Below are 3,576 nucleotides of genomic sequence, written 5' to 3' on the forward strand. Positions count from 1 at the left end.
CGTACCCGGCTGCAGGTGGCACTCGGCAGGCTGATCAAGCTCAAGCCGCGCGACCTGCCTTCCGAAGTCTCTGAAGATTTCGCCGACCTCGTCAGCGGCATCTCGCGCTTCCCTGTGAAACATGTGACGCAGGAAATAAGGGCGGCTGTCGATGTGCTCAGCAACGCGCAAGTCATGGATGCCATCAGCCGCATCATGCGCATGTACGACGCGGTCTCCGCATACCAGCCGCTACCAGTGAAACATCCCGGCGGCGTGCCGTGCCGCTCACTGCCGGCGCACTGGGCCTCTACAGACTATCGCGGTACGCACCGGGATTCAGTCCGGTCCACTCCTTGAACGCATGACAGAAGGAGCTTTGCTCCTGGTACCCCAGGAGGAAGGCGATTTCCGCCAGGCTGAGCCGGTCGCGTGCGAGATAGTCGAGTGCAAGTTCATGCCTTATGTTGTCCAGCACCTGCTGGAACGTCGCACCGGCGTCTGACAGCTTGCGCTGCAGCGTGCGCGGAGTGATGTTCAACTCTTCTGCGATCGAAGCCAGCCGCACGCGGTCCTGCGCCAGGTTGCGCACAATCGCGCCACGTACCTGCCCCACAATCCCCGCATCCGCCTGGACGCGCTGCTTCTCGCGCAGCAATTGCTCCGCATGCTGCTGCAGCACTGGATACAGGCCGACATCCGCATTGCGCACGGGCCACGCAAGCAGCGCGGAATCAAAGCGTGCGACATTGGCTTCTGCGTTGAAGCGCAGGTTCTCGCCAAAGATGCGGCGGTGCTCGCTGCAGTCTTCCGGAGCCGCATGGCGGAACGCGACCACCGCGCGCGGCAATTCCCTCCCCGCCAGCCAGCTGCCAATTACCTGGATACCGGCGAATACGCTTTCCACGAGATGCCGGCTCGCATCGGGCATCGCACTATCCCAGCGATACTCAGCCACGGGGCCGTCGATGCGCAAGGCTGAACGCCCGAGGTCATGCGCCAGCCCCTCGAAACGCAAGGTCTGCTGCAAGGCCTGCCCAAAATCACGGCAGCTCAGCAGGATGAGGCCGTAGACGTTGTACGCACCAAGCTTTACGCATTCACCGACATGCAGGCCGAAATGCGGGTCATGCGCGAATTCGGCGCCGGTGTCGAGCAGGCGCAGGTACGCATCGGCGGAAACGGACTCTGGCAACGGCGACAACATTTGCCCCGCGGCCCGCGCGAGTTTGTCCGCATTGACGCCGCGCGCCGCTGCAGCCTCGAGCAGAGGTTGCAGGTAGGCAACAGCGACGATGCCGGATGCTTGATCAATTACGGATGAAGGCGTGCTTGGCATGTTGGGACAAATGGGTTGGCATGAACGCGCAATACAAGGAAGCCATCGCTCAATAAGCTGCTGCCAAAGTATAAACAAAAGGAGCGGATGGATGAGACGATGGAATGGCTGGGGCGACGATACGATCGATTTTCCCTTGCAAGAGGATGCGCTGCACTTCCTGCGCGAACGTGTCGGCCAAGGCATCGCAATGGCGGATGCCGCATTCGAAGATGTATGCAACCGCGTGCCGCCGAGCAGATTGCGACCGCATCGCCTGGTCGACATCTCGGCGCCGGTCCGCCTGCGCAACGGCCTCGGCCAGAGCATGCAAGACTGGCTGAGGTTGCGTTATGGCGTACCCGGTCCGCTGCCGGATGGCGTGGCATTTCCGGAAAGCAGCGAGCAGGTGCGCGAACTTCTGGATTTCGCCGCACGCCACGACGCTGCCGTGATTCCATACGGAGGCGGCACCAGCGTCGTCGGACATCTCGGTGCACCCGCCGGTGCCCGCCCCGTCCTGACCATCAACCTCTCGCGCCTGAACCGTCTGCTCGACTTCGATCCCGATGCGCAGCTCGCCACCTTCGGTGCCGGCGTCGCGGGTCCCGAGCTGGAAGCGCAACTGCGCGCGCGGGGATATACGCTCGGTCACTTCCCGCAATCGTTTGAATATTCCACGCTGGGCGGATGGATCGTCACACGCTCCTCAGGGCAGCAGTCGCTGCGCTATGGCCGCATCGAGCAACTGTTCGCAGGTGGACGGATGGAAACGCCGCAGGGCACGCTCCACATCCCTGCATTTCCCGCTTCTGCGGCAGGCATCGACCTGCGCGAACTGGTGCTGGGTTCGGAAGGACGGATCGGCATCCTGACGGAGGCAACAGTACGCATCTCGCGCCTGCCGCAATCCGACTCCTTCCACGCGGTGTTCTTCCCCGGCTGGCGCGAGGCCGAAACCGCGTTGCGCCACATCGCGCAGGCCCGCATTCCACTGTCGATGCTGCGGCTGTCGAATCCGGTGGAGACCATGACGACCTTGCGGCTGGCCGGAAACAAGGGCTTGATCGGCTTGCTTGAACGCTACCTCAGTTTGCGCGGCTGCGCTCACGGCAAATGCCTGCTGCTGATGGGCGCCAGCGGCGATCGGCTCCCTGTGCAACAGGCAATCGGCAACGCGTTGCGCATTGCGCGCAATCACCACGGCGTGCATGCCGGCGAGGCGATCGGCCGTAAATGGAAAGCCAACCGTTTTCGCAACGTCTACCTGCGTAATGCGCTCTGGGGCCGCGGCTACGCGGTCGACACGGTGGAAACCGCAATCGACTGGCTGCGGGTGCAGCCGACCATGCATGCGATTGAACAGGCGGCGGCCCAGGTCCTGCATGCCGAAGGCGAACGGGTGCATGCCTACACCCACCTGTCGCACATTTATCCGCAGGGCGCCAGCGTGTACTCCACCTTCGTCTACCGGCTCACGGGCAATTTCAACACCGACTTCGCACGCTGGCGCAGGCTGAAAGCCGCGGTAAGCGAAGCCATCGTTGCATCCGGTGGCACCATCAGCCACCAGCACGGCGTCGGCACCGACCACGCGCCCTACCTGCACGCGGAAAAGGGGGAACTCGGCATCGCCGCAATGCGGCAGGTGTTCCGCCACTTCGATCCGCAAGGGCTGATGAATCCCGGCAAGCTGACCGGCGCATGCAACGAGGAGGCAACCGATGTGGCCCGCAAACTCGCGTGACGTCCTGCCGGCTTCGCTCAGCACGCACGAATGGGACGTGCTCGTCATCGGCGGCGGCATCACCGGCGCCGGCATCCTGCTGGAAGCTGCACGACAAGGATTGAAGGCATTGCTGGTGGAACAGCGTGACTTCGCATGGGGCACGTCGAGCCGCTCGTCCAAGCTCGTGCATGGCGGGCTGCGTTATCTGCGCGAGGGCAAGCTGTTCCTGACGCGCGATTCGGTGCGCGAGCGCGAAAACCTGCTCATGGAAGCACCCGGCCTGGTCGAAACGCAGGGTTTTGCCTTCGCCGATTACCGCGGCCGCAAGCCCGGCCGCCGGCTGTTCTCCGCCGGTCTCGCGCTCTACGACATGATGGCTGGACAGCGTATGCGGCATTACTACCCCGCCGATGAATTCCTCATGCTCGCGCCGCACATCCGTCGCGAAGGACTGGAGGGCGGCCTCTGCTACGCCGATGCGAGGACCGACGACGCGCGTCTCGTCTTGCGCGTCCTTCAGGAGGCCTCAGGTGCAGGCGGTACAGCGGGC

At 63.6% G+C, this 3,576-nt stretch carries 4 protein-coding genes; 3 read left to right on the top strand and 1 reads right to left on the bottom strand.

Translation table 11 applies throughout. The annotated features are described in order from the left end of the window. On the top strand, positions 1-339 hold a 339-nt coding region (locus AYR66_RS29555; RefSeq protein WP_206047154.1), incomplete at its 5' end, for a hypothetical protein. Here the strand turns inward: AYR66_RS29555 and AYR66_RS12075 are convergent. Beyond that, positions 290-1,318, bottom strand: a complete 1,029-nt coding sequence (locus tag AYR66_RS12075) for an AraC family transcriptional regulator (RefSeq protein WP_088707678.1) — start codon at positions 1,316-1,318, stop codon at positions 290-292. The two genes, AYR66_RS29555 and AYR66_RS12075, sit on opposite strands and share 50 nt — an antisense overlap. Before the next feature lie 91 nt (positions 1,319-1,409). On the opposite strand from AYR66_RS12075, the gene AYR66_RS12080 reads away from it, so the two are divergent. After that, a complete protein-coding gene (locus AYR66_RS12080; protein WP_088707679.1) occupies positions 1,410-3,044 on the top strand; it encodes an FAD-binding oxidoreductase in 1,635 nt (544 codons plus the stop codon). Further along, on the top strand, positions 3,022-3,576 hold a 555-nt coding region (locus AYR66_RS12085; protein WP_141104232.1), incomplete at its 3' end, for an FAD-dependent oxidoreductase. The genes AYR66_RS12080 and AYR66_RS12085, both read left to right, overlap by 23 nt.

This window comes from Noviherbaspirillum denitrificans (assembly GCF_002211445.1).
Classification (GTDB): domain Bacteria; phylum Pseudomonadota; class Gammaproteobacteria; order Burkholderiales; family Burkholderiaceae_D; genus Noviherbaspirillum; species Noviherbaspirillum denitrificans.

What these genes read in the sequence shown, in the direction of transcription:
- AYR66_RS12075 (WP_088707678.1), bottom strand. Translation starts at nt 1,318, where the DNA reads ATGCCAAGCACGCCTTCATCCGTAATTGATCAAGCATCCGGCATCGTC.
- AYR66_RS12080 (WP_088707679.1), top strand. Translation starts at nt 1,410, where the DNA reads ATGAGACGATGGAATGGCTGGGGCGACGATACGATCGATTTTCCCTTG.